Source organism: Caldimicrobium thiodismutans, assembly GCF_001548275.1.
GTDB lineage: Bacteria > Desulfobacterota > Thermodesulfobacteria > Thermodesulfobacteriales > Thermodesulfobacteriaceae > Caldimicrobium > Caldimicrobium thiodismutans.
The window spans coordinates 1,669,937-1,693,446 of sequence record NZ_AP014945.1; the positions used below are offsets into that span (position 1 = coordinate 1,669,937).

Sequence of the window (23,510 nt, forward strand, 5' to 3'; positions counted from 1 at the left end):
TTTAAAAAAGTTTTCCCCAGTCCGGATAATAGAGATTTTCAAATGGTAGATAGGGATAAATCAGGAGAGAATCAAGATGCATTAGATAGATGCCCCCTCCCTTTTTTCCCTTCCCCTTGAAGATAAGAAAGTCTCCAGAGGGGGAAAAGGAAGGATCGGTTAAAGTGTAAGGTATTGAAAGGCTCTTTTTTTCTCCGGTTTTAAGGTTGTATAAAACAAGGGTTCTATCTCCTCCACTTGATGAGACATAGAGGAGCAGATTTCCTTTGGGAGAAATACGGGGGGCTGTATTATGCTTGCCTTCAAAGGAGATTCTCTGGGGCTTTAAGGTCTCAAGATTTAAAAGATAAACCTGAGGTCTCCCTGAAGTGTCCGCTACATAAGCCAGATATTTTCCATTAGAAGAGAGACTACCGGCTTGATGAACACCCTTTCCTGAGGTAAGGGGGATTAATTTTTGAGTTTCTAAGAAAAATTGGTAGATATTTATCTCATCGTTCTTACCAAGCGTAAGAATGAGGCTTTTCTCATCAGGCAACCAGAGGGGGGCAGAGCTAAGTCCCTTCACCTCAAGCTTTTTTCTTTCCCGGGTGATTAAGGAATAAATTTCCAAAAAATAGTGCTCCCTTTCATAAACAATATAGGCTAATTGCTTCCCACTTCCTGAAAACTTAGGAAAAAGGATTAAATCAGAGGAGCGAATTTTACGGAGATTCCTTTTGGAAAAGTCCATGATATAAAGGTTGTCCCCGGTTGAGGTGCGCTTAACAAAGGCAAAGCGCGTCTCACTTACCCCTCTATAAGGGGAAATATCTTGAATAATTTGATCCGCTATAGCATAAATCAATCTTTCAAGAGATGAACCCTCTGCAGAATATTTTTTGAGGGGCTTATTCTCATATACATCCCAGAGTTCCCCTGAAAAATTAAAAAATCTCTCTGAGGAGGTTATTTTTCCTTTGAGATAAAATTCTTTGTTTTTGAATCCGGTAAGAGGGGGCTCTTTTAAAGCCAGACAAAAAAGGTGATAGTTTAAGAGATTCCTTAATAGCTCCCCGGCATTATCTCCTGAATCACCTTCCAAAGGGGGAATTCGTATAATAACTTTAGAATAGCTCTGAGGGGTAATAGTAATAATTCCCTCATTTTGGGCAAATCCCGAAGGTAAGGCCAGATTTATGAGAAAAATCAATAAAATCAAAAGTTTAAGTTTCATTTTCGCTTTCCATCTTGACGAGATCCTCAAACCGGATATCCATTCCCAGAAGCCCGATGATTTCCTCTTCTGCATTACGGATAGGAGCAGAAACTGTTATACAGAGACTTCCTGTAATTCTTGAAGTATAAAATTTGGAGACAAAGGTTTTACCTGTTTTTAGGGGCTTGATAAACCATTCCCTATCCTCAAAGGTCTCGGTAGCAAAAAGCCTCTCAAACTCTTTTTTGTATTCTAAATCCTTAGTAAGACCAAAAATTGGTTTCCCTTCAGTATCAACAATGTAAATAAACTGAATGTAAGGGTGCTCGTCAAGAAAGTTTTCAAAGAGGGGTCTAATTCTTTTAACCTCAAGGGAAATGATATCCCTTTCCTGGACAAACTCTTCAATGAGTTTGCTTATAAGATTGATGGCATAATTTCTGAGATGATCCAATTCAGACTCAAAAAGTTCTGGAATATACTTTTTAGTAAGGGCAAGCATCTCTTCATTTGAAATAGAGGTAATCCTGCCCCTCTCATATTGTTCAAGAATTTTTTTGTATATTTTCACGACCCCTGGATGTTTTTTATCAACTTTTTTCTCCTGAGGGAGATTAAGATAGGTATTTACCCAGTAAGCCACTCCAGCAGTTCCGCTTTTATCGGTAATGATAATATGAATTGGCCTTCCTAAGACTTTTACAGAATCAAAGGAGTTATAGATCTCTTCATTTTTGATGAGACCATCAATGTGAATTCCTGCCCGAGTAGCGTTGAAGTCATCTCCCACAAAGGGTTGACGAAAAGGAATTTTTTCATGTAATACCGTCTTATAGTAATTTGCAATCTCTGTTATAACAGTTGTATCCATTCCATCAGGGCTTCCCTTTAAAGCAATATATTCAAAGACCATGGCTTCAAGAGGGGTATTTCCGGTCCTTTCACCAATACCAAGTAGAGAGGTATTAACATAGGAACAGCCATATAACCAGGCTGCAGTTGCATTAATCACTGATTTATAATAATCGTTGTGTCCATGCCATTCTAAAAGTTCCTCTGGAACTCCAGCCTCATCAATAAAGGCCCTTACAAGTTTGGGAACACTTATTGGTAAAACCGCTTCTGGATAGGGAACAGCAACCCCAAGGGTATCACAGAGCCTAATTTTGATATCAATTTTACTCTCCTCCCTTAGTTTCATAAGCTCAATAGCAAAGGGAATAACAAATCCATAGATATCCGCGCGGGTTATGTCCTCAAAATGGCATCTGGGTTTTATTCCATAAGAAAGGGCCTCTTTAACAACAGCTAAGTAGTCCTCTAAAGCCTGTTTTCTTGTTTTCCCAAGTTTGAGATAAATATGATAGTCTGAACAGGAGGTAAGCATACCGGTCTCTTTAAGTCCTGCCTCTTTGACAAGGTTTAGATCCTCTTTTTTAGCCCTTATCCAGCCTGTAATTTCTGGATAGGGATAACCCAAGGAGAGACATCTCTCTAAGGCTTCCCTATCCTTGGGGGTATAGAGAAAAAACTCGGTCTTGCGAATTATACCTTTGGGGCCACTCAAACGATGTAAAAATTTATAAAGGGCTTCAATTTGCTCAGGAGTATAAGGAGTCCTTGCCTGCTGACCGTCTCTAAAAGTGGTATCGGTAATATAAATTTGGGCAGGTGGCTGAGGAGGAATATATTTGCCATCAAAAAAGATCCTCGGAGGCTCAATATAAGGAAAAAGCTCTTTGTATAGCTCTGGATTTTCCTTTTCTACAAGACAAAAATTCTCCTTTTTTGGTCTTATTTTGAGCACAAAACACCTCCTTTGAAGAAATTGATGTGAATTGGTTTTAAATCATAAAATAAACAAGAGGAGACATCTTGTCAAGGCTTATGTTTGAGTCCAGGTCTTTTGAGACTTAAATAGTAAGGGTTTAAAATTTTATACCCCTTGAATTTTTTTGTGGGTCTGTTGTAGCACAGACATTCTTGTCTGTGTTTCTTTCATACATTGGAGTGTAATTTGCCTCCACAGGCAAGATTGCCTGTGTTACTTTTACAGACTTGTAAAGCCTTCCTTGTATAGATATCTAATTCCTCTTTTACCACCCTTCCTTTTTTCTTGTAAGGATCTGAACTTATGCAGCCCTTTTTCTTTTTAAAAAATTTGTTATAATTATTTTAAAAATTTAAAAGGAGTAATAGCATGAGGGTTGAAGAAAAAAGGGTAGCAGATGTCATGAGTAGAACTCTTTTCACTGTCTCAGAAAGGGCTTCTGTAACTGAAATAGTTGAAACTATGCTTAATAACAGGATTTCAGCGGTTATCGTGGTTGCTGATAACGGTGAATTTCTCGGGATAATCAGTAAAACGGATCTTTTGTCAGGTTTAAAGAAATATGGGAAAGAGCTTTTGGAAAAATCCGCAGAAGATTTACTCTGTCCCAAACCATATACCATTGAGGGTAGTGCGACCCTGAGGGAGGCAGCTCAGAAGATGTTTGCCCATAAGGTTCATAGATTACTTGTTGTAAGTCCTTCAAGCATAGGCAAATTTATGCCTGTAGGAATTATTACTGCTTCAGACCTTTTAAGAGAGCTTGCCTTCTGATAAATTTTAAGTTGAGCCTCTTGACAGATTAGAAAAAAGTTGTATATAAAGGGCTTGTCAATTTTTAGGAAAAAAGGAGAGGGAAAAGAAAAATGCCAACCATTAACCAATTAGTTAGGCTGGGAAGAAAAAAGAAGGAAAAGAGATCTAAATCCCCTGCCTTACAGGGCAATCCTCAGAAAAGAGGAGTTTGTGTAAGGGTTTATACTGTTACACCTAAAAAGCCAAACTCCGCTTTAAGAAAGGTAGCCAGAGTCAGGCTAACTAATGGTATTGAGGTGACTGCTTATATCCCGGGAATTGGGCACAACCTTCAGGAGCATTCTGTTGTCCTTGTAAGAGGAGGGCGTGTTAGGGATTTACCTGGTGTCAGATATAAGATTATTAGAGGAACCCTTGATGCTGCTGGTGTTCAAAACAGAAAGAAATCCCGTTCCAAATATGGAACACCAAGACCTAAAACAACCAAATAAGAGGAGTAATTAAAAGATGCCACGGAAAGGACCAGTCCCAAAAAGAATAGTTCCACCAGATCCCAAGTTTGGAAGTGTTTTGGTGGCTAAATTTATTAATAATTTAATGAGAGATGGAAAGAAAAATACTGCCCGTAAGATTTTTTATTCCGCCTTGGAGATCCTGAGGGAAAGATCTGGTGGGGAAGAGCCTTTAAAAATCTTTGAGACCGCTGTAGAAAAAGTTAAACCCCTTATTGAGACCAGATCTCGGAGAATTGGTGGTGCAAACTACCAGGTGCCTGTGGAGGTAAGGCCTGATCGTCAGATTTCTCTGGCTATTAAGTGGTTAATTAATGCAGCCAGAGCCCGTAGTGAAAGAACTATGGTTGAAAGGCTTGCCAATGAACTTTGGGATGCTTATAATGAAAAAGGTGCTGCCATAAAGAAGAGGGAAGATACCCATCGTATGGCAGAATCTAACCGGGTTTTTGCCCATTTTCGCTGGTAATTAAGTAAGGGTCTGAGTTTTAGAATTTCCCCTTTTCTTTGATAAGGGGAATAATTATTTTTTAGAAAAACTAAGGAAAGGTGAGGTTATGACACCTGAGGAACTTAAAATTTTGAAGACCACCAGAAACATTGGAATTGTTGCGCACATTGACGCAGGGAAAACTACAACTACAGAGAGAGTCCTTTACTATACAGGTAAGACCTATAAGATCGGTGAGGTGCACGAAGGCACAGCGGTTATGGATTTTATGATTCAAGAACAGGAGAGGGGCATTACTATTACCTCTGCCTGCACAACCACCTTTTGGCGAAATCACAGAATTAACATCATTGATACCCCAGGACATGTGGATTTTACTATTGAAGTAGAGAGAAGTTTAAGGGTTCTTGATGGGGCTGTGGTGATCTTCTGTGCGGTAGGAGGAGTTGAGCCTCAGTCAGAGACAGTCTGGAGACAGGCGGATAAATACAGGGTTCCTCGTATTACCTTTGTCAATAAAATGGATAGATTGGGGGCTAATTTTTACAGAGTTCTTGAGGAGATGAAAGCTCGCCTTGGGGCTAATCCCCTTCCTTTACAGATTCCATACGGGGCTGAAGAATCCTTTGTTGGAGTAATAGATCTCATAGAGATGAAGGCTATTGTCTGGGAAGAAGAGACTTTGGGAGCTAAATTCCATGACGAAGAAATTCCAGCCCATCTAAGGGATCAGGCTGAAGAATACAGAATCATGATGCTTGAGAAGCTTGCAGATGTTAATGATGAGATAATGGAAAAATATCTTGAGGGACAGGAAATCTCCCCAGGTGAGATAAGGAAGGCTATTAGAGAGGCTACCTGTCAGCTAAAGCTTGTCCCAGTGCTTTGTGGATCGGCCTTCAAGAATAAAGGAGTGCAGCCTCTACTTGATGCTATTGTGGATTATCTTCCTTCACCTCTTGATATCCCTCCAGTTAAGGGTATTAATCCTAATACCGGTGAAGTTGAGGAAAGACATACTGATCCATCAGCCCCTCTTTCTGCCCTTGCCTTTAAGATTATGACAGACCCCTTTGTGGGGACCTTAACCTTTTTAAGGATTTATTCAGGTCGGATTGAGACTGGAATGAATGTTTATAACTCTACCAAACGAAAAAAAGAAAGGATCGGAAGACTTGTGAGAATGCATGCCAATCAAAGAGAAGAGATAACAGGGGCAGCAGCTGGAGACATTGTTGCGGCTCTTGGTCTAAGGGTTACTACAACTGGAGATACCCTCTGTGATGAGGCTAACCCTATAGAGCTTGAAAAGCTTGAGATTCCTGAGCCAGTTATCTCAGTTGCAGTTGAACCAAAAACCAAGGCTGATCAGGAAAAGTTATCTCTTGCTTTGCAAAAGATCTCCCTTGAAGACCCCTCTTTTAGGGTTTCAATCAATCATGAGACAGGGCAAACCTTGATTTGGGGAATGGGAGAGCTTCATTTGGAAATTATTGTGGATAGATTGATTAGAGAGTTTAAAGTGGGTGTAAATGTGGGAAGGCCAGAGGTAGCTTATAAAGAGACTATTACAGCCTCTGCTGAGGCTGAAGGTAAATATATTAGACAAACGGGTGGACGTGGACAATATGGACATGTTAAGTTAATTGTTGAGCCAAATCCTGGAAAGGGAGTTGAGTTTGTCTCTGAAATCGTGGGTGGAGTTATCCCAAAGGAGTTTATCCCCTCTGTTGAAAAGGGTGTAAGGGAGGCGGCTCAGGAAGGGGTTCTGGCTGGTTATCCAGTAATTGATGCTAAGATTCGCTTGATTGATGGATCATATCATGAAGTGGATTCTTCAGATCTTGCCTTTGCTATTGCAGGTTCTATGGGATTTAAGGAGGCTTGCAAAAGAGCAAATCCTGTGTTATTGGAACCTATTATGAAGGTTGAGGTTGTCCTGCCCGAGGAATATCTTGGTGAGGTTCTGGGGGACCTTTCTTCAAGAAGAGGAAGGGTTGAAGGAATGGATATGAGGGGTAATGTTAGAGTAATTAGGGCCTTTGTTCCCTTAGGGGAGATGTTTGGCTATGCTACTACCCTGAGGTCTTTAACTCAGGGAAGAGGCACTTTTACCATGCAATTTGATCACTATGAAAAAGTGCCAGCCCATCTGGCAGAAGCCATAATAAAGAAAGCTAAAGGATAAAAACATTTAGGAGGAAAAGCTATGGCCAAGCAGAAATTTGAGCGTAAGAAGCCCCACTTAAATGTAGGAACAATAGGACACATTGACCACGGTAAAACCACATTAACGAGTGCAATAACCAGGGTTTTATCTACGAAGGGGTATGCCCAGTGGATACCCTTTGATAGCATTGATAAGGCCCCTGAGGAGAAGGCGCGTGGAATAACCATTCAGCTTGCCCATGTGGAGTATGAGAGTGATAAGAGGCACTATGCGCATATAGATTGTCCGGGGCATGCGGACTATATAAAGAACATGATAACAGGAGCAGCGCAGATGGATGGAGCGATACTTGTGGTTGCGGCAACGGATGGGCCTATGCCGCAGACGAGGGAGCATGTATTACTTGCTCGTCAGGTGAATGTTCCAGCGATGGTGGTGTTTATGAACAAGATAGACATGGTGGATGATGCGGAGTTACTTGATTTAGTTGAGCTTGAGGTGAGGGAGTTATTGAGCAAGTATGGATTTCCTGGGGATGAGGTGCCAGTGATAAGGGGTAGTGCCTTGAAGGCGCTTGAGTGTGGGTGTGGAAAGGAGGAGTGTCAGTGGTGTGGGGCGATATGGCAGTTGGTGAAGGCGATGGATGATTATATACCTGAGCCAGTTAGGGATATAGATAAGCCATTTCTTATGCCGGTTGAGGATGTGTTTAGTATAAGTGGTAGGGGTACGGTAGTGACAGGAAAGGTGGAGAGGGGGGTATTGAAGCCTGGAGAGGAGGTGGAGATAGTAGGGTTAAGGCCAACGATAAAGACGGTGGCAACGAGTCTTGAGATGTTCAGGAAGATACTGGATGAGGCGTTACCTGGAGACAATGTGGGGGTGTTGTTGAGGGGAGTTGGGAAGGATGATGTGGAGAGGGGTCAGGTATTAGCGAAACCTGGGACGATAAAGCCGCATACGAAGTTTAAGGCAGAGGTATATGTATTGAAGAAGGAGGAGGGGGGTAGGCATACACCTTTTTTTAATGGATACAGGCCACAGTTTTATTTTAGGACAACGGATGTTACAGGGGTAGTGAGTTTACCGGAGGGAGTGGAGATGGTGATGCCTGGAGATAATGTGGAGTTTGAGGTGGAGTTAATAAAGCCGGTAGCGTTGGAGGAGGGATTGAGGTTTGCGGTGAGAGAGGGAGGAAGGACGGTTGGAGCTGGAGTTGTAACCAAGATTATAGAATAAAAGAGGTGAGGAGTTCCAGAAATGATATACTCACAAAGAATTAGGATTAAACTTAAAAGCTATGACCACCGGGTGCTTGATAAATCTGTTGTAGATATAGTGCAGACAGCTAAGGAGACAGGAGCAAAAATTGTAGGCCCTATTCCTTTGCCAACTAAAATTAGCCGGTGGACGGTTTTGAGGTCTCCCCATATTGACAAGAATTCAAGAGAACAATTTGAGGTAAGGGTCCATAAAAGGCTGATTGAAATTTTAGAACCCTCTCAGCAGACCATTGATGCCCTAATGCAGTTGGAATTACCTGCTGGGGTAGAGGTTGAAATAAAGACTTAGGGTTAGGGAGTGATCAAGATGAAGATAGAGGGAATTGTTGGAAAAAAGCTTGGAATGACAAGGATCTTTGACGAAGAAGGGAACAGTATCCCTGTAACAGTGCTTGAAGTTGGCCCCTGTGCTGTGGTTCAGGTAAAGAGGGCTGAAAAGGATGGATATAATGCTATACAGGTAGGCTTTAATCCTAAGAAACTTACTAAGTGCACGATGCCTATGATAGGGCATTTCCTTAAGGCTGGTTTAGATAGTGGGTATTACATTTTAAGAGAATTTAAAGTTGCTAATATAGAAGATTTTAGCCCTGGACAGATTATTACTTTAAAGGATCTGGAAATTTCTAAAGGTATGAAGGTAGATGTAGCTGGAATTACAAAGGGAAGGGGATTTACTGGTGGTATTAAGAGATGGAATTTTCAGAGACAACCTATGAGCCATGGTGCCAAGAAGGTGCACAGGAAAAGGGGGTCCAGTGGAGCAAATACCTTTCCTGGAAGGGTAATAAAGGGAAAGAAAATGGCAGGCCACTATGGTGCAGAAAGGGTAACTATTAAGAATTTAAAGGTAGTTGATATATTACCAGATAAAAATCTTTTGCTGGTTCAGGGTGGGGTTCCCGGAGCACCCAATGGTTATGTTACAGTCTATTTTAAGTAAGGGGTAAGATCTATGACAGAGATAAAGGCCAAGCTTATCGGCGATACAGGTGAGGTTAAGGGGGAAGTTGATTTACCTCTTGATATATTTGGAGTAGCTCCCCGGGAGGGTCTTCTCCATGAAATAGTCAGATGGCAGATGGCCCGGTGGAGGGCTGGAACTGCATCAACCAAGACTCGCTCTGAGGTTAGAGGGGGAGGGAAAAAGCCCTGGTCTCAAAAGCATACAGGAAGAGCAAGACAGGGATCAATTCGTGCTCCCCAATGGGTAGGTGGAGGAATTGTGCATGGTCCTAAACCCAGAAGCTATGAATTCAAGTTAAATAAAAAGGTTAGAAGGCTTGGATTAAAAATGGCTCTTTCAAGTAGGGCCTTAACGGAGAATGTCTATGTAGCAGAGACCTTTCCTGGTCTTGAGAAACCCAAAACAAAAGTAATGGAAGACTATCTCAAAAGGGCTGGACTTAAGTCTGCATTAATTGTGCTTCCTGAGAGGAATCAACTTCTTGAAAAGAGTGTGGATAATTTGCCTAATGTTAAGGTTTTGGCTGTAGAGGGTCTTAATGTTTATGATATACTTAATTTTGATAGCCTGATTATTGATAGGAATGCTATTTCTAAATTAGAAGAAAGACTGAGGAGATAAAAGATGAAGGATCCAAGAACAATAATTTTAGCACCTATAATAACAGAAAAGAGTATGCTTTTGAAGGAAGGCAATAATCAGGTTTCTTTCTGGGTAGACCCTAAGGCTAATAAGATTGAAATTAAGAAGGCGGTAGAGGAGTTATTTAAGGTAAAGGTTCTTGATGTCCAGACGATAAGGTCTAAGGGAAAGCCCAAGGGTGGTTACAGAAATCCTGGTAGAACAAGTTTAAGAAAAAAGGCTATTGTCAGGCTTGCTGAGGGCCAGAGTATAGAATTTTTTGAAACTGTGTAAAAGGAGGCGAAGTTTTTATGCCTATAAAAAAGTCCAAGCCCACATCAGCGGGGAGGAGATTTCAGACCATCTTAATTAATCCTGAGTTGACACCTAAGGAGCCAGAAAAATCGTTAACTGAGCCTCTTAAAAAAACTGGTGGCAGAAACAATTACGGTAGAGTTACCCTTAGATTCAGAGGGGGTGGTCATAAAAGACTATATAGAATTATTGATTTCAAGAGAGACAAAGATGGGATTCCTGCTAAGGTTATAGCCTTAGAGTATGATCCCAATAGGTCAGCTAATATTGCCCTTTTACAATATATGGATGGTGAAAAGAGATATATCCTTGCCCCGCAAGGCTTAAAGGTTGGGGACACAGTGATGTCTGGAGAGTCTGCGGAAATCAAGGTTGGGAATGCCCTACCTTTAAAGAGTATACCTGTTGGAACTATGGTGCATAATGTAGAGTTGAGGCCAGGCAAGGGTGGACAGTTAGCCCGTTCAGCTGGTGCTTTTGCTCAGCTCCTTGGAAAAGAAAAAGATTATGTTATATTAAGACTTCCTTCTGGAGAGATTAGAAAGGTTCATGGAAATTGTAAGGCAACAGTTGGTCAGGTGGGAAATCTTGAATGGGAAAATGTTATCTGGGGTAAGGCAGGAAGAGTCAGGTGGAGGGGAAGGAAACCCCATGTGAGAGGGGTTGCCATGAATCCTGTGGACCATCCCCTTGGTGGTGGTGAGGGTAAGACCCATGGTGGTAGACATCCCTGTTCACCCTGGGGCCAGCCTGCTAAAGGGCTTAAAACTCGCCGTAAAAAGGCCTCAGACAAACTAATACTTAAAAGAAGAAAAGGTTAAGAGGTGAGGTAAAAGATGCCCAGATCTAAGAAAAAAGGCTTTTTTATTGATGATCATCTTTTTAAGAAGGTGCTTAAGGCAAGAGAGGCAGGGGATAAGAAACCGATTAAGACCTGGAGCAGAAGATCAACCATTATTCCTGAAATGGTTGGGCTTACCTTAGCGGTGCATAATGGGCATAAATTTATTCCTGTCTATGTTACAGAAAATATGGTTGGGCACAAACTTGGTGAATTTGCCCCTACAAGGACCTATAAGGGGCATCCTGCGGATAAGGGAAAGGTTTCTGGTAAAAAGAAATAAAGGAGGTTAACCTTGAAAGCCAGAGCTACAGCAAAATATATTTTAATTTCTCCTTATAAGGCAAGATTGGTGGCTGATTTAATAAGAGGCAGAAAAGTTAGTGAGGCTATAAATATCCTTGATGCTACCCCAAAGAAAGCCTCTCGATTGATTAAGAAGGTTTTACTAAGTGCTGTAGCTAATGCAGAAAACAACTATGGTCTTGATGTGGATAAGCTATTTGTCACTGGGGCTTATATTAATGAAGGGCCAGTGCTAAAGAGGGTTTGGCCAAGGGCCTGGGGAAGGGCAAGTAGAATTTTGCGGAGAATGAGTCATATTACCATTGAGGTAGAAGAAAAAGAAGAGAAAAGGAAGAGGAGGTAAGCCTTGGGCCAGAAAGTTGATCCAAGAGGATTGAGAATTGGGATTACCAGAACCTGGGAATCACGCTATGTAGCTAAACCAAGAGAGCTCCCTAAGTTTGTCCAGGAGGATTATCAGATACGAAAGTATCTGAAAGAGAAATATTATCATGCTGGAATTCCAAAGATTGAAATAGAGAGAGCGGGAAATAATGTAAAAGTTATTATCTATTCAGCCAGGCCGGGTATTGTTATTGGAAAGAAGGGAGCTGAGATAGAAAAGATAAAAAAAGAACTTCAAAAGAGATTTAAGGAGAGAGAGATTGAGGTAAGTGTTGAGGAGATTAGAAGGCCTGAGCTTGAGGCTCAACTGGTAGCTGAAAATATTGCCCAGCAGATTGAAAGAAGGGTCTCTTTTAGAAGGGCCATGAAAAGAGCAGTGACCTTGGTGATGAGATTTGGAGCACAGGGAGTTAAATTACAGTGCTCTGGGCGTTTAGGAGGGGCTGAGATTGCCAGATCTGAATGGTATAGAGTGGGAAGAGTTCCTCTTTCAACGCTAAGGGCTGATATTGACTATGGTTTTGCTACTGCGGTTACCAAATACGGAACTATTGGAGTGAAGGTTTGGATATTCAAAGGAGAGGTTTTACCTGAAAGAGGCGGACAAGAAAAAATGGTTATATAAAAATTATTGAGGTGAGGTAAGATGCTTTTACAGCCAAAGAAGACCAAATATAGGAAGATGCATAAGGGAAGGGTAAGAGGTATTGCTACAAAAGGTAATACCCTTTCCTTTGGAGATTATGGCTTAAAGGTTCTTGAAGGGGGCTGGATGACCGCTCAGCAGATTGAGGCAGGCCGTGTGGCTATTGTCAGAACAGCCCGAAAGGGTGCTAAAATCTGGATAAGAGTTTTTCCAGACAAGCCCATTACCAAGAGGCCAGCAGAAACCCGTATGGGAAAGGGAAAGGGGCCTGTTGAGGGGTATGTTGCGGTAGTCAAACCCGGCAAGATTATCTATGAGATTGCAGGTGTTCCTGAAGAGGTAGCTAAGGAGGCTCTTAAGCTTGCAGCATCTAAGATGCCTTTTAAATGTAAGATAGTTAGCAGGGAGGAGCTTTAATGAAGGCCAAGGAGCTTAGGGAGCTTTCGCTTCCCGAGTTAAAGGAAAAGCTTTCCCAATTGAGGGAAGAGCTTTTTAATTTGAGATTTCAGAAGACTATTCATCGCCTTGAAAATCCCCTTAAGATAAGAAATTTAAAGAGAGATATTGCCAGAGTTTTAACTATCCTTAAGGAAAAGGAGTTAAATTTAAGAAAGGGGTAAGTTTATCATGGGTAGAAAAAAAGAATTTATTGGAACAGTTGTAAGTAATAAGATGGATAAAACAGTCGTGGTTATGGTAGAGACACTTGTTAAGCATCCTTTATATGGAAAATTTACAAAGAGAAGAAAAAAATTTATGGCTCATGACGAAGGGAATACCTGTAAGATGGGGGATAAGGTCCTTATTGAAGAGACGAGACCTCTTTCTAAACGCAAAAGATGGAGAGTTAAAGAAATCTTAGAAAGGGCTAAAGTATTGGAAGTTGAGCCTTCTGAGGAAGGGGGGGAATAATCTATGATACAGCAGCAGTCTTTTCTGAATGTGGCAGACAATTCAGGAGCTAAAGAGCTTATGTGTATTAGAGTTCTCGGTGGTTCTAAGAGAAGATATGGTTCTGTTGGGGATATAATTGTAGCAACGGTTAAGGATGCTCTTCCAAATTCTAAGGTAAAAAAAGGAGATGTGGTTAAGGCTGTGATAGTGAGGACCAAAAAAGAGGTTCAGAGAGCTGATGGATCTTCCATTCGTTTTGATGAAAATGCAGCGGTGTTGATTAATCAATATAAAGAACCCATTGGGACGCGTATTTTTGGGCCTGTAGCAAGAGAATTAAGGGCCAAGGGATTTATGAAGATTATTTCCCTTGCCCCTGAAGTGTTATAAAGGAGAGGATCTTTATGCTGAAGAGAGGATCTCATAAAAATTTACCCAAGCCGCATGAAGCAAAATGCCATGTTAAAAAGAATGACATGGTGGTTGTGATTACTGGTAAGGATAAGGGAAAAATTGGTAAGATTTTACAGGTTTTTCCTCGTAAGGGCAGGGCAGTAGTTGAGGGAGTAAATATTGTCAAAAGGCATACGAAGCCAACCCCTTACAGTAGTGGGGGTATTGTAGAGAAGCCAGCCCCTATTCATGTTAGCAATCTTATGCTTTATTGTCCAAAGTGTAAAAAAGGTGTAAAGGTTAGGCGAAAAATTTTGGAAGATGGCACTAAGGTGCGGGCTTGCAAAAAATGTGGAGAAATCATTGAGCCAAAGGAGTAAGGAAAGATGGATCTGAGGCAGAAATATCATAATGAGGTTAAGCCAAGACTTATGGAAAGGTTTAAATATCCCAATCCCCATCAGGTGCCCAAGATAGAGAAGATATCAGTAAATATAGGTTTAGGAGAGGCAGTTGTAAATCCTAAGCTTATTGATCAGGCCCTGGTTGAGCTTACGCAGATTACTGGACAGAGACCGAGAATTTGTAAGGCCAGAAAATCTATTGCAGGATTTAAGCTTAGAAAGGGCATGCCTATAGGAGTTATGGTAACCCTTAGAGGAAGGAGAATGTATGATTTTTTAACCAGGCTAATTCATATAGCTCTCCCCAGGGTTAGAGATTTTAGGGGACTTCCAAGGTCAGGTTTTGATGGAAGAGGGAATTATACCTTAGGAATTAATGATCATACTATATTTCCAGAGATAGATTCAAGCAAGATAGAAAAGATAAAGGGTATGAGCATTACTATTAGCACCTCAGCTAAGACGGATGAAGAGGCTTATGAATTATTAAAAGAATTGGGAATGCCCTTTAGGAGGTAAACATAAATGCCAAGAAAAGCACAGTTGGAAAAGGCAAAAAGAAAGCCCAAATTTGAGGTGAGAAAGAGAAATAGATGTTCTATCTGCGGGAGACCCAGGGCTTTTATCAGAGCTTACGGGCTTTGCAGGATGTGTTTTAGAAAACTTGCTGGGGAGGGAAAACTCCCTGGTATCAGAAAAGCAAGCTGGTAAGGAGGTTTAACCAAATATGATGACAGACCCCATTGCAGATATGCTGGCAAGGATAAAAAATGCCTTGAGGGCCAGAAAAAAGACAGTGACTGTGCCAGCCTCCAGATTAAAAATGGAGATTGTTAAAATTTTAAAGGAAGAGGGATTTATTGAAGATTTTCAATATATTGAGGAGAAACCCCAGGCCAAAATTGAGATAACCTTAAAATATGACGAAGCTAAAAGGCCTGTTATTGCAGGATTGAAACGGGTTAGTAAGCCAGGAAGAAGACTCTATCTTGGATATCAAAAGCTTCCCAAGGTTATGGATGGCCTTGGAATAGCTATTGTTTCAACATCTCAGGGCATTATGCCTGATTACGAGGCCAGAAAGAGAAAGATTGGTGGCGAAGTAATCTGCGAAATTTGGTAAAGGGGTGATTGTAATGGGTGAGGTTTCTCGTCTTGGAAGAAAACCTGTGGAGATACCACAGGGGGTTAAGATTGAGTTAAAAGAAGATGGCCTTATCAAGGTGCAAGGACCTAAGGGAGTTCTTGAGAAAAAGCTTCCTCCCTTAGTAAGGATTAAAATTGAGGGGACCCAGCTTCTCGTTGAAAAGGATGCCCCTCAGAAAAAATTGCAAAATAAGGCCAAGGCTTTTCAGGGATTAGCCTGGGCCTTGATTAATAACATGATAACAGGGGTAACTAAGGGATTTACCAAATCTCTTGATATTGTTGGATTGGGATATAAGGCTGAAGTTAAAGGACAGGAAATTGTTTTTTCTTTAGGGTATTCTCATCCTATTAATTTTCCTCTTCCCCCGGGTATTACAGCAAAGGCTGAGAAGGGGACAGAGCAGGTTCAGGTAAGGCTGACCTTAGAGGGAGCTGATAAGGAGCTTCTTGGTCAGGTTGCAGCCAATATTAAACGCTTGAGACCACCTGAGCCATATAAAGGAAAGGGAATTAGATATACAGGGGAGACTATTTTAAGAAAGGCAGGAAAATCTGGAAAGGGTGGTAAAAAATAAGAGGGAGAAACGATGAGGCCAGAAGTAAAAATTGAAAAGAGACTTAGAAGGAAAAAAAGAATTAGAAAAAAAGTCCTCGGCACACAGGAGAGACCTCGTTTAGCAATCTTTAGAAGCAAGAAACAGATTTATGCTCAGGTTATTGATGATTTAACTGGGCATACCCTTATTGCCTGTTCCTCTTTAACCCCAGAGGTTAAGGAAAAGCTTAAAGAATTAAAGGAAAAGGGTGAGGTCAAAAATAAAGTTGAGGCTGCTTTTATAGTTGGAAAGTTTTTAGCTGAGAAAGCTAAAGCAAAAGGGATAGAGAAGGTAGTATTTGATCGGGGTGGGTATAAGTATCATGGAAGGGTTAAGGCCCTGGCTGAAGGGGCAAGAAGTGGTGGTTTAGAATTTTAAGAGAATGGCTTGGAGGTGAAGCTTTGGCAAAGGCAGGAGAAGAGTTTATTGAAAAAATTATTCAAATTAGTAGGGTTACAAAGGTTACCAAGGGAGGAAAAAAGCTAAGGTTTGCAGCCTTAGTTGTGGTTGGTGATGGAAAGGGAAAAGTTGGTTTTGGTCTTGGAAAGGCCCCTGAGGTCCCTGATGCTATAAGAAAGGCTATTGATAAGGCTAAAAAGACGATGATTCAGATACCTATAGTTAAGGGAACTATTCCCCATAGTATAAAAGTAAAGTTTGGAGCTTCTTCTCTTTTACTTAAGCCAGCTCCTGCGGGAACAGGCGTTATTGCAGGGGGAACTGTGCGTGCAGTTATGGATGCTGCAGGAATTACAGATATAGTTACTAAAGCCATTGGTAGCACAAACCCTCATAATCTCATAAAGGCTACTTTTAGAGCCCTTTCTCAGATTCAGGGCTTAGACTATGTGGCTCGTAAAAGAGGAAAAGAAGTTGATGAAATTCTTGCGAGGGTGAGGGCATGAAAAAGGTTAAGATTACCCTGGTTAGAAGTAGATTTGGTTGGAATTCCAAACAGAGGGAAACCTTAAAAGGCCTTGGTCTTAAAAGGGTTGGTCAATCAGTATTAAGAGAGGATAACCCAAGTATTAGGGGTATGATAGAAAAGGTGAGACACCTTGTTTGCGTGGAGGAAGTCAATGAGTAAATTGATTAAGATTGATAATCTTAAACCTGATCCAGATTCTAAGCACAGGGAAAAAAGGGTTGGTAGAGGTCATGGTTCTGGCCATGGCAAGACCTCTTGTAAGGGGCATAAAGGTCAAAAGTCAAGGACAGGTCTTGATATTAAACCAACTTTTGAAGGTGGTCAGACTCCTATTATCAGAAGAATTCCCAAAAGAGGTTTTACTAATATATTTAAGGTGGAATATGAAGTGATAAATGTGAAGGATCTGGCAGAGAGATTTAAAGAAGGAGAGATTGTTGACCTTGAATCCATGAAAATCAGAGGGCTTTTAAAGGGAAAAGATAAGTTGGTAAAACTTCTTGGTGATGGAGAGATAAATTTTCCTCTAACAGTAAAGGTTCATTCTGCCTCCCGCAGTGCTATTGAAAAGATAGAGAAGGCTGGCGGGAAGGTAGAGCTTGTCTCAGGTTAAGGGAGATTGATTTAGAGTGAACGGAAAAGAGAGTCTTCTTGGCTTAGCCAATATACCAGAGTTAAAGCGCAGACTTTTTTATTTATTTCTCGGATTAGCTATATACAGGTTTGCTATTCACATTCCTGCCCCAGGTATTAATGCAGAAGCCTTTCTTGAGTTTTTCCAGAAGGCAGGGGGGACCCTTTTTGGTTTTTTGGATATCTTTTCAGGTGGAGCGTTGAGAAGATTTTCTATCTGTGCTCTTGGGGTTATGCCTTATATTAGTGCTTCCATTATTATGCAGCTTATGACTGTGGTTTTTCCCAATATTAAGGAATATTATAAGGAAGGACCAGAGGGACGCAGAAAAATAGCCTATTATACGCGCTACCTCACAGTAGTTATTTGTTTGATTCAGGGTTTTGGAATTGCGGTTGGACTTGAGAGAATGGTTTCTCCTTCGGGGATTCCCATTGTTGCTGATCCTGGTTGGACCTTTAGAATCATGACCATGATTACCCTTTGTGCGGGGACGCTTTTTTTGGTCTGGCTTGGTGAACAGATGACGGAGCATGGGATCGGGAATGGAATTTCCATGATTATCTTTGCTGGAATTGTAGCTGGAATATTTCCCGCAGTCTTTAGGACGCTTAAGTTTGTGCAGACTGGTGAATTTTCCTTTTTCGGCTTACTTTTAATCTTTCTTTTACTCTTTGGTATTCTTGCCTTTACCTGTTTTATGGAGCTTTCTCAGAGAAGAATACCTGTGCATTATGCAAAAAGACAAGTTGGAAGACAGATGGTTGGAGGACAAACAAGTTATTTACCTTTAAAGATCAATTCTGCAGGAGTTATTCCCCCTATTTTTGCCTCTTCTGTATTGATGTTTCCTGCCACAGTTGCCAGTTTTGTGCCTTTGGCCTTTTTTCAGGATCTATCTCGCCTACTTAGTCCAGGTGGGATTCTTTATAACCTTATCTTTGCTGGCTTAATTATATTTTTCTGTTATTTTTATACAGCAGTTGTTTTTAATCCCAAGGAGGTTGCAGAAAATCTTAAAAAATGGGGCGGTTTTGTTCCTGGTATAAGACCAGGCCGAGCAACGGAGGAGTTTCTTGAAAGGGTTTTAATGCGTATTACCTTGATAGGAGCCCTTTATGTAGCTTTTATATGTGTTTTGCCAAATTTTTTGATTTATAAAATGAGCATACCCTTTTACTTTGGAGGCACCTCCCTTTTAATTGTGGTTGGTGTTGCCCTGGATTTAGTAGGACAGATTGAGGCCCATTTACTCTCCAGGCAGTATGAGACCTTTATTAGGCAAAGTAAGATTAAAACACGCTAAAAATCTATTATTGGAGGTGAGCTATGAATATAGTATTTTTAGGTCCTCCAGGGGCAGGAAAAGGCACTCAGGCCAAAATTTTGATTGAGAAATATGGTATTCCCCAGATTTCTACAGGAGATATGTTAAGGGAACACAGGGCTAAGGGAACAGAGCTTGGGAAAAAGGCTCAGGAATACATGGATAAAGGCCAACTTGTGCCAGATGAGATTATTCTTGGTATGGTTAAGGAGAGATTGTCTCAGGCTGATTGTGCTAAGGGTTTTATTTTGGATGGTTTCCCAAGGACTGTGGCGCAAGCTGAGGCTCTTGATAAGATTCTTTCTGAAATGGGGAAAAAGCTTGATTTTGCTCTTGCCCTGGTTGTGCCGGATGAATTACTTGTTGAGAGACTTACAGGCAGAAGAACCTGCAAATCCTGTGGCATGATGTATCATGTAAAATATAAACCACCCAAAGTTGAGGGTAAGTGCGATGCCTGCGGTGGTGAACTTTATCAAAGGCCTGATGATAATGAGGAGACGGTAAGAAACAGGCTTAAGGTCTATCACGAAAGCACAGCTCCTCTTATTGATTATTATAATAAGAAGGGAATTTTAAAGGAAATAGATGGAAGTAAAAGTATTGATGAGATAACCAAACAGCTTATTCAGATACTTGAAGGAAAGTAGTGATTTATTTTGAAGGGTAGACCTATTTTAAAAACTCCCAAGGAGATTGAAATCCTTCGTAAGGCTAATGCTATTGTAATGGAAATCCTTTATAGAATTAAAGAAGAAGTAAGGCCCGGAAAAAGTACTTATGAATTTGAAGAGATGGCTTTAAGTCTTTGTGAAAAAAAGGGAGTTAAACCAGCGTTTAAGGGGTATAGGGGATATCCCTATGCCCTTTGTATATCTGTTAATGAAGAAATTGTGCATGGGATGCCTCGCAAAGATAAAGTTTTAAAGGAAGGGGACCTTGTGAGTTTTGATTTTGGTGTAATTTATGATGGTTATTTCGGGGATGCCGCTTTAACAGTTGGTGTTGGAAGGGTTTCTGAATTAGCTGAGAGACTTATGAGAGTTACTGAGTCTGCCTTATACTTGGCTATTGAAAAGGCAAGAATTGGTAATAAAATAGGAGATATTTCCTTTACAGTTCAGAGAACTGTTGAGAAAGAGAATTTTAATGTGATTAGGGATTTTGTTGGGCATGGTGTTGGAAGGTCTCTTCATGAACCTCCGGAGATCCCAAATTATGGTAAGGCAGGAAGGGGGCCTAAAATTGAGGCAGGCATGGTTTTAGCTATAGAACCAATGGTTTCAGCAGGTTCTTGGGAAGTAAAGATTCTTGAAGATGGCTGGACAGCAGTAACTCGGGATGGGAGTTTGTCAGCTCATTTTGAGCATTCTATTGCTGTTACTCCTTCAGGCCCAATAATTTTATCCCAGTTATAATGGAGAAGGAATGGCTAAGGAAGATGTGATTCAACTTGAGGGAAAGGTTATTGAATCTTTACCCAATGCTATGTTTAAAGTAGAGCTTGAGACAGGTCATACAGTTCTTGCCCATCTTTCTGGCAAGATGAGAGTTCATTATATTAGGATCTTGCCAGGTGATGCAGTTGTGGTAGAATTGTCGCCTTATGATTTAACTCGCGGTCGTATTATTTATCGCGGGACAAAGGCAGAAATGGAGAAGGGGAGGGAGCATAAATGAAGGTCAGCCCATCTGTTAAGAGAAGATGTAGAAAATGCAAGGTTATTCGAAGAAAGGGGGTAGTGCGGATTATCTGTGAAAACCCCAAACATAAACAAAGGCAGGGATAAGGAGGAGTTGAGATGCCCAAGATTGCAGGTGTGGATATACCTGAGAGAAAGCCTGTGGATGTAGCTCTAACTTACATTTTTGGTGTAGGTAGAACTCTTGCTCAAAAGGTTTGCACTCAGGCTGGTATTGATTGGTTTAAAAAAGTGAAAGATCTGACGGAAGAAGAAATAAACCGTCTCAGACAGATAATTGAAAAAGAACATGTGGTTGAAGGAGAGCTCCGGAAACAGGTAAGAAATAATATCAAAAGATTAATGGATATTGGATGTTATAGAGGTCTTAGACACAGGATGGGACTTCCTGTTAGAGGACAAAAAACAAGGTCTAATGCCAGAACGAGAAAAGGGCCAAGACCTGGTTCTTTAAGAAAGAAGAAATAGGGGAGGGTGAAAAGTGGCAAAGCCAAGGAAAAAAAAGATCAAAAAAAGTGTAGCAGAAGGGATTGTGCACATACATTCCACTTTCAATAATACTATTATTACAATTACAGATAAGCAGGGGAATACCCTTTCCTGGGCAAGTGGAGGAACAGAGGGTTTTAAAGGAACCAGGAAGGGGACTCCTTATGCAGCGCAACTTGCTATGCAGAATGCCTTGAAGAAGGCTCAAGGATATGGTTTGAGAGAGGTTTGGGTTTATGTGAAAGGGCCAGGGCCAGGGAGAGAAGCAGCCTTAAGGGCCCTTCAGGGGTCAGGTCTTAGGGTGACCCTTATTAAAGATGTTACCCCTATACCTCATGATGGATGCAGACCACCCAAGAGGAGAAGGGTTTAATTTAAAAGAGGAGGAAGAAGAATATGGCCAGATATACAGGTGCCCGTTGTAGACTTTGCAGAAGGGAAGGTATGAAACTTTTTTTAAAAGGCGAAAGGTGCTATACTGATGCTTGTGCCTTTGAGAGAAGGAGTTATCCTCCAGGGCAGCACGGTCCTGTTCAACTGAGGATTAAACTTTCAGACTATGGAATTCGTTTAAGAGAGAAACAAAAGGTTAAGAGAATTTATGGTATTTCAGAAAAACAGATGCAAAAATATTATGAAATGGCCATAAATATGGCTGGGCCTTCAGGACACAATCTTTTACAGCTTCTGGAGAGAAGACTTGATAATGTAGTTTATAGACTTGGCTTTGCCCCTTCCAGAACTCAGGCCAGACAGATGGTTAATCACGGCTTTTTTACAGTTAATGGGAGACCTGTGGATATACCAAGTTATATTGTCAAACCTGGAGATGTGATTGAACTTAAGGAAAAATATAGAAGTAATTCCCAGATTCAAGAGAATTTGCAGGTAAGAGTCCAGAGAGGAATTCCGGCTTGGCTTGAGCTGGATGCTGAGAACTTTAAGGGAGTTGTTAAGTCCTTACCTTCAAGAGAAGACATAACTATACCCATTCAGGAATCTTATATAATTGAGTTTTACTCCAGATAACGAATTTTAATCAAGAGGGGTAAGTATCTATGAAAAAAACCGTGGAATTAATTAAGCCAGAGGGGATTAGAACTCACAAGGATAGTCAATTCCCCTATTATGGAAAATTTATAATTGAACCCTTAGAAAGGGGATTTGGGCAAACCTTAGGTAATGCCTTTAGAAGAATATTATTATCCTCTATCCCGGGTTATTCTATAACAGAGGTCAGAATTGTTGGAGCTCCTCATGAGTTTACCAGTTTGCCAGGAGTTATAGAGGATGTTACAGATATTATTTTGAATTTAAAGGGAGTGAGGTTTAAGTTAGAAGGGGAGGGCCCTTTTAATTTTAGTCTTAAAAAAAGTGGTCCTGCTGAGGTAAAAGCTGGAGACATTCAAGTTCCTGCTGAAATAGGGCAGGTTGTAAATCCAGAACATTATATTGCTACCCTTTCTGGGGATGGGCAGATTGAAATGGAATTAAAAGTTGAGAAGGGAAGGGGATATGCACCTGTGGAATATACTCGTAATAATGAGGTAGGTGTAATCCTTGTGGATGGCCTTTTTTCTCCTATTACAAGAGTTAATTATACTGTCGGTCTTGCTCGTGTTGGTAAGAGTAGTGATTACGATAGTCTTGTTCTTGAAATTTGGACAGATGGAACCATTGACCCCCAGTCAGCTTTTTTACAGGCTGCAAGAATTTTGGTTGAGCAATTGATGGTCTTTCTGGCAGGAGAAGAGATTTTTGCAACTGGGAAGCCTAAGAAAGAGCCTATAACTATATGCAATTATCTTAATATGACTGTGGATGAACTTGAGCTTTCTGGAAGATCTATAAATTGCTTAAAATCTTCGGGAATAAATTATGTTGGAGAACTGGTTCAAAAAACAGAATCTGAGCTTCTAAAGATCAGAAGTTTTGGAAGAAAATCCTTAGATGAGATTGTAGAGAAACTTCGCCAGTATAATCTTAATCTTGGTATGAAAGATATTAAGTGGAAGCCTCCTAAGGTTTTGTCTGAATAATACTTGAAGATTTGAGGGGGAAGAAGAGATGAGACACAGAAAAATAAGTAGAAGACTTACATCAACCACTGAGCACAGATTAGCCCTTATGAGAAATCAGGTAAGAGATCTCCTAAAGCATGGAAGAATTACAACCACCCTTCCTAAGGCCAAAGAACTCAGAAGGTTTGCAGAAAGAATGATAACCTTGGCAAAAAGGGGAGATCTTGCTTCTCGTAGAAGGGCTTTAGCTTTTCTTCAAGATAAAGAGGTGGTTAAAAAACTTTTTTCAGAATTGAGAGAAAAATTTTTAGATAGATCTGGGGGCTATACAAGGATTATCAAGATAGGTTTGAGAAGGGGAGATTCAGCTGAAACTGCTATTGTGGAGCTCGTTGAAGAAAAGGTCTCTTTCAGAAAATCAAAGAGGGGTGGAGAACGCTTAAAAAGGCTCCAAGAATTTATTGAGAGAAAAAAGAAGGAATATGGATTAGCACCAACTGAATCTAAGGAAGCTTCAGCTGAAGAGGTTTCAACAAAGGAATCTGAAATTGAACCTGAAAAAGTTGAACCAGCTCCATCAAAAGAAGGGTCTACTTCTGAAGAAAGTCCACAGCAAACAGATACTTCTAAATAAAAGGGTGTGGGCATAGCCCACCCTTTTTAATATTAATTTAAAAGGTAGTTCTAAAGT

General features: G+C 40.8%; 38 protein-coding genes. 36 read left to right on the forward strand and 2 right to left on the reverse strand.

Going from position 1 to position 23,510, the window contains the following annotated elements:
• Position 1: 1 nt before the first annotated feature.
• Together THC_RS08340 and THC_RS08345 are read right to left on the reverse strand one after the other, a co-directional pair.
• On the reverse strand, positions 2-1,216 hold the full coding sequence (locus THC_RS08340; RefSeq protein WP_068516054.1) for a TolB family protein: 1,215 nt from the start codon (positions 1,214-1,216) through the stop codon (positions 2-4).
• A complete protein-coding gene (locus THC_RS08345; RefSeq protein WP_068516057.1) occupies positions 1,206-3,005 on the reverse strand; it encodes a triose-phosphate isomerase in 1,800 nt (599 codons plus the stop codon). The genes THC_RS08340 and THC_RS08345 overlap by 11 nt, the downstream gene beginning before the upstream one ends.
• 393 nt (positions 3,006-3,398) lie before the next feature.
• Here THC_RS08345 and THC_RS08350 point away from each other — a divergent pair, with 393 nt between their 5' ends.
• From THC_RS08350 to rplQ, 36 genes are all read left to right on the forward strand, one after another.
• Complete coding sequence (locus THC_RS08350; RefSeq protein ID WP_068516060.1) at positions 3,399-3,803, forward strand: CBS domain-containing protein; 405 nt, start codon at positions 3,399-3,401, stop codon at positions 3,801-3,803.
• Positions 3,804-3,895: 92 nt separating this feature from the next.
• The gene (rpsL, locus tag THC_RS08355; protein ID WP_068516063.1) at positions 3,896-4,276 is read left to right on the forward strand and encodes a 30S ribosomal protein S12; all 381 of its coding nucleotides are present in this window, start codon (positions 3,896-3,898) and stop codon (positions 4,274-4,276) included.
• A gap of 16 nt (positions 4,277-4,292) precedes the next feature.
• Entirely contained in the window at positions 4,293-4,766 is a 474-nt protein-coding gene (gene rpsG / locus THC_RS08360; RefSeq protein ID WP_068516066.1) for a 30S ribosomal protein S7, read from the forward strand.
• Between the two features lie 88 nt (positions 4,767-4,854).
• Positions 4,855-6,936: an elongation factor G gene (gene fusA, locus THC_RS08365; protein WP_068516068.1), complete on the forward strand. Its 2,082-nt coding sequence runs from the start codon at positions 4,855-4,857 to the stop codon at positions 6,934-6,936.
• 21 nt (positions 6,937-6,957) lie between these two features.
• Complete coding sequence (gene tuf / locus THC_RS08370) at positions 6,958-8,157, forward strand: elongation factor Tu (protein WP_068511825.1); 1,200 nt, start codon at positions 6,958-6,960, stop codon at positions 8,155-8,157.
• Positions 8,158-8,178: 21 nt separating this feature from the next.
• Complete coding sequence (gene rpsJ / locus THC_RS08375) at positions 8,179-8,490, forward strand: 30S ribosomal protein S10 (protein WP_068516071.1); 312 nt, start codon at positions 8,179-8,181, stop codon at positions 8,488-8,490.
• 18 nt (positions 8,491-8,508) lie between these two features.
• The gene (gene rplC, locus THC_RS08380) at positions 8,509-9,144 is read left to right on the forward strand and encodes a 50S ribosomal protein L3 (protein WP_068516073.1); all 636 of its coding nucleotides are present in this window, start codon (positions 8,509-8,511) and stop codon (positions 9,142-9,144) included.
• 12 nt (positions 9,145-9,156) lie between these two features.
• Positions 9,157-9,789 carry a 50S ribosomal protein L4 gene (gene rplD / locus THC_RS08385; protein WP_068516075.1) on the forward strand — a complete coding sequence of 211 codons (633 nt, stop codon included), beginning with the start codon at positions 9,157-9,159 and terminating at the stop codon, positions 9,787-9,789.
• Positions 9,790-9,792: 3 nt separating this feature from the next.
• Positions 9,793-10,083 carry a 50S ribosomal protein L23 gene (gene rplW / locus THC_RS08390; protein ID WP_068516078.1) on the forward strand — a complete coding sequence of 97 codons (291 nt, stop codon included), beginning with the start codon at positions 9,793-9,795 and terminating at the stop codon, positions 10,081-10,083.
• 17 nt (positions 10,084-10,100) lie between these two features.
• Positions 10,101-10,925: a 50S ribosomal protein L2 gene (gene rplB / locus THC_RS08395; RefSeq protein WP_068516080.1), complete on the forward strand. Its 825-nt coding sequence runs from the start codon at positions 10,101-10,103 to the stop codon at positions 10,923-10,925.
• 15 nt (positions 10,926-10,940) lie between these two features.
• Positions 10,941-11,228 (forward strand): 30S ribosomal protein S19, encoded by a 288-nt coding sequence (rpsS, locus tag THC_RS08400; RefSeq protein WP_068516083.1) that lies wholly within the window; start codon positions 10,941-10,943, stop codon positions 11,226-11,228.
• 12 nt (positions 11,229-11,240) lie between these two features.
• Positions 11,241-11,594: a 50S ribosomal protein L22 gene (gene rplV, locus THC_RS08405; RefSeq protein WP_068516085.1), complete on the forward strand. Its 354-nt coding sequence runs from the start codon at positions 11,241-11,243 to the stop codon at positions 11,592-11,594.
• A gap of 3 nt (positions 11,595-11,597) precedes the next feature.
• Positions 11,598-12,260, forward strand: coding sequence for a 30S ribosomal protein S3 (rpsC, locus tag THC_RS08410; protein ID WP_068516091.1), 663 nt, complete (start codon positions 11,598-11,600; stop codon positions 12,258-12,260).
• A gap of 21 nt (positions 12,261-12,281) precedes the next feature.
• On the forward strand, positions 12,282-12,698 hold the full coding sequence (rplP, locus tag THC_RS08415) for a 50S ribosomal protein L16 (RefSeq protein WP_068516093.1): 417 nt from the start codon (positions 12,282-12,284) through the stop codon (positions 12,696-12,698).
• Positions 12,698-12,901 (forward strand): 50S ribosomal protein L29, encoded by a 204-nt coding sequence (gene rpmC / locus THC_RS08420; RefSeq protein ID WP_068516097.1) that lies wholly within the window; start codon positions 12,698-12,700, stop codon positions 12,899-12,901. Before rplP ends, rpmC begins: the two co-directional genes overlap by 1 nt.
• A gap of 7 nt (positions 12,902-12,908) precedes the next feature.
• Positions 12,909-13,193 carry a 30S ribosomal protein S17 gene (gene rpsQ, locus THC_RS08425; protein ID WP_068516099.1) on the forward strand — a complete coding sequence of 95 codons (285 nt, stop codon included), beginning with the start codon at positions 12,909-12,911 and terminating at the stop codon, positions 13,191-13,193.
• A gap of 3 nt (positions 13,194-13,196) precedes the next feature.
• On the forward strand, positions 13,197-13,565 hold the full coding sequence (gene rplN / locus THC_RS08430) for a 50S ribosomal protein L14 (protein WP_068516102.1): 369 nt from the start codon (positions 13,197-13,199) through the stop codon (positions 13,563-13,565).
• Positions 13,566-13,579: 14 nt separating this feature from the next.
• The gene (gene rplX, locus THC_RS08435; RefSeq protein ID WP_068516106.1) at positions 13,580-13,948 is read left to right on the forward strand and encodes a 50S ribosomal protein L24; all 369 of its coding nucleotides are present in this window, start codon (positions 13,580-13,582) and stop codon (positions 13,946-13,948) included.
• A 6-nt stretch (positions 13,949-13,954) separates the two neighbouring features.
• Positions 13,955-14,491 carry a 50S ribosomal protein L5 gene (rplE, locus tag THC_RS08440; RefSeq protein WP_068516109.1) on the forward strand — a complete coding sequence of 179 codons (537 nt, stop codon included), beginning with the start codon at positions 13,955-13,957 and terminating at the stop codon, positions 14,489-14,491.
• Between the two features lie 6 nt (positions 14,492-14,497).
• A complete protein-coding gene (locus tag THC_RS08445) occupies positions 14,498-14,683 on the forward strand; it encodes a type Z 30S ribosomal protein S14 (RefSeq protein WP_068516112.1) in 186 nt (61 codons plus the stop codon).
• A 16-nt stretch (positions 14,684-14,699) separates the two neighbouring features.
• The gene (gene rpsH / locus THC_RS08450) at positions 14,700-15,095 is read left to right on the forward strand and encodes a 30S ribosomal protein S8 (RefSeq protein WP_068516114.1); all 396 of its coding nucleotides are present in this window, start codon (positions 14,700-14,702) and stop codon (positions 15,093-15,095) included.
• Positions 15,096-15,108: 13 nt separating this feature from the next.
• Positions 15,109-15,696: a 50S ribosomal protein L6 gene (rplF, locus tag THC_RS08455; RefSeq protein ID WP_068516117.1), complete on the forward strand. Its 588-nt coding sequence runs from the start codon at positions 15,109-15,111 to the stop codon at positions 15,694-15,696.
• Between the two features lie 12 nt (positions 15,697-15,708).
• Complete coding sequence (gene rplR / locus THC_RS08460; protein WP_068516120.1) at positions 15,709-16,095, forward strand: 50S ribosomal protein L18; 387 nt, start codon at positions 15,709-15,711, stop codon at positions 16,093-16,095.
• Between the two features lie 23 nt (positions 16,096-16,118).
• Positions 16,119-16,622 carry a 30S ribosomal protein S5 gene (gene rpsE, locus THC_RS08465; protein WP_068516122.1) on the forward strand — a complete coding sequence of 168 codons (504 nt, stop codon included), beginning with the start codon at positions 16,119-16,121 and terminating at the stop codon, positions 16,620-16,622.
• On the forward strand, positions 16,619-16,804 hold the full coding sequence (gene rpmD, locus THC_RS08470) for a 50S ribosomal protein L30 (protein ID WP_068516124.1): 186 nt from the start codon (positions 16,619-16,621) through the stop codon (positions 16,802-16,804). Before rpsE ends, rpmD begins: the two co-directional genes overlap by 4 nt.
• Before the next feature lie 4 nt (positions 16,805-16,808).
• A complete protein-coding gene (gene rplO, locus THC_RS08475) occupies positions 16,809-17,258 on the forward strand; it encodes a 50S ribosomal protein L15 (RefSeq protein WP_068516762.1) in 450 nt (149 codons plus the stop codon).
• Positions 17,259-17,274: 16 nt separating this feature from the next.
• Positions 17,275-18,585, forward strand: a complete 1,311-nt coding sequence (gene secY, locus THC_RS08480; RefSeq protein WP_068516127.1) for a preprotein translocase subunit SecY — start codon at positions 17,275-17,277, stop codon at positions 18,583-18,585.
• Positions 18,586-18,608: 23 nt separating this feature from the next.
• On the forward strand, positions 18,609-19,256 hold the full coding sequence (locus THC_RS08485) for an adenylate kinase (protein WP_068516131.1): 648 nt from the start codon (positions 18,609-18,611) through the stop codon (positions 19,254-19,256).
• 9 nt (positions 19,257-19,265) lie between these two features.
• Entirely contained in the window at positions 19,266-20,024 is a 759-nt protein-coding gene (map, locus tag THC_RS08490; protein ID WP_231938350.1) for a type I methionyl aminopeptidase, read from the forward strand.
• Positions 20,025-20,034: 10 nt separating this feature from the next.
• Positions 20,035-20,286 (forward strand): translation initiation factor IF-1, encoded by a 252-nt coding sequence (infA, locus tag THC_RS08495; protein ID WP_068516138.1) that lies wholly within the window; start codon positions 20,035-20,037, stop codon positions 20,284-20,286.
• Positions 20,283-20,396, forward strand: a complete 114-nt coding sequence (rpmJ, locus tag THC_RS08500) for a 50S ribosomal protein L36 (RefSeq protein WP_068516142.1) — start codon at positions 20,283-20,285, stop codon at positions 20,394-20,396. Before infA ends, rpmJ begins: the two co-directional genes overlap by 4 nt.
• Before the next feature lie 12 nt (positions 20,397-20,408).
• Positions 20,409-20,777: a 30S ribosomal protein S13 gene (gene rpsM, locus THC_RS08505; protein ID WP_068516143.1), complete on the forward strand. Its 369-nt coding sequence runs from the start codon at positions 20,409-20,411 to the stop codon at positions 20,775-20,777.
• Positions 20,778-20,790: 13 nt separating this feature from the next.
• The gene (gene rpsK / locus THC_RS08510; protein ID WP_068516146.1) at positions 20,791-21,171 is read left to right on the forward strand and encodes a 30S ribosomal protein S11; all 381 of its coding nucleotides are present in this window, start codon (positions 20,791-20,793) and stop codon (positions 21,169-21,171) included.
• A 23-nt stretch (positions 21,172-21,194) separates the two neighbouring features.
• Positions 21,195-21,827 (forward strand): 30S ribosomal protein S4, encoded by a 633-nt coding sequence (rpsD, locus tag THC_RS08515; protein WP_068516149.1) that lies wholly within the window; start codon positions 21,195-21,197, stop codon positions 21,825-21,827.
• Between the two features lie 29 nt (positions 21,828-21,856).
• A complete protein-coding gene (locus THC_RS08520; protein WP_068516152.1) occupies positions 21,857-22,837 on the forward strand; it encodes a DNA-directed RNA polymerase subunit alpha in 981 nt (326 codons plus the stop codon).
• A 28-nt stretch (positions 22,838-22,865) separates the two neighbouring features.
• On the forward strand, positions 22,866-23,453 hold the full coding sequence (rplQ, locus tag THC_RS09795; RefSeq protein WP_082706403.1) for a 50S ribosomal protein L17: 588 nt from the start codon (positions 22,866-22,868) through the stop codon (positions 23,451-23,453).
• Positions 23,454-23,510: the final 57 nt, after the last annotated feature.